Annotated in this window: 1 protein-coding gene; it reads right to left on the bottom strand. The window is 69.2% G+C overall.

What is annotated here, in order from left to right:
* Positions 1 to 1,098, bottom strand: a 1,098-nt coding sequence (gene serC, locus LMU33_RS40790) for a phosphoserine transaminase (RefSeq protein WP_228627158.1), incomplete at its 3' end; no start/stop codon positions are given.
* Positions 1,099 to 1,101 lie beyond the last annotated feature (3 nt).

The following is a 1,101-nucleotide window of genomic DNA, read 5'->3' as shown; positions in this document are numbered from 1 at the left end:
GTCGACGCACTTCGTCAGCGCCTCGACGTCGGCGGGGTCGATGGCGGGGAACATGGCGACGCGGAGCTGGTTGCGGCCGAGTTTGCGGTAGGGCTCGGTGTCGACGATGCCGTTGGCGCGCAGGGTCTTGGCGACGGCGGCGGCGTCGATCTCGTCGGAGAAGTCGATGGTGCCGATGACCTGGGAGCGCTTGGCGGGGTCGGTGACGAAGGGGGCGGCGTACTTGGACTCTTCCGCCCAGGTGTACAGACGGGTCGAGGAGTCCTTGGTACGGGCCGTGGAGAAGGCGAGCCCGCCCTGGCCGTTGAGCCACTGCAGCTGCTGGTCGAGCAGGAAGAGGGTGGCGAGGGCCGGGGTGTTGTAGGTCTGGTTCTTGCGGGAGTTGTCGATCGCGGTCGGCAGCGAGAAGAACTCGGGGATGTGGCGGCCGCCGGCGTGGATGCGTTCGGCGCGCTCGATGGCGGCGGGGGAGAAGATGCCGATCCACAGGCCGCCGTCGGAGGCGAAGGACTTCTGCGGGGCGAAGTAGTAGACGTCGGTCTCGGTGATGTCGACGGGGAGGCCGCCGGCGCCGGAGGTGGCGTCCACGAGGACGAGCGCGCCCTCGTCGGCGTCGGTCACCCGTTTGATGGGCATGGCGACGCCGGTGGAGGTCTCGTTGTGGGTGAGGGCGTAGACGTCGACGCCGGCTTCGGCCTGTGTGTGGGGGTGGGTGCCGGGGTCGGTGGTGATGACGGTGGGGTCGGCCAGCCAGGGGGCGAGTCGTGCGGCTTTGGCGAACTTGGAGGAGAACTCGCCGAAGCTGAGGTGCTGGGACTTGTTCTCGATCAGTCCGTGGGTGGCGATGTCCCAGAAGGCGGTGGAGCCGCCGTTGCCGAGGACGACTTCGTAGCCCTGGGGCAGGGAGAACAGGGAGCTGATGCCCTCGCGGACCTTGCCGACCAGGTTCTTGACGGGGGCCTGGCGGTGGGAGGTGCCGAGCAGGGAGCTTCCGGTGGCGGCGAGGGCGTCCAGCGCCTCGGTGCGCACCTTGGAGGGGCCCGCGCCGAAGCGTCCGTCGGCGGGCTTGATGTCAGCGGGAATCTGGATGTCGGCCACGAG

The sequence above is a fragment of the Streptomyces barringtoniae genome, from assembly GCF_020819595.1.
In the GTDB taxonomy this organism is placed as follows: Bacteria; Actinomycetota; Actinomycetes; order Streptomycetales; family Streptomycetaceae; genus Streptomyces; species Streptomyces barringtoniae.
Note: the sequence above shows the minus strand (reverse complement) of the source record. Positions and strands in the feature narration are given on the sequence as shown.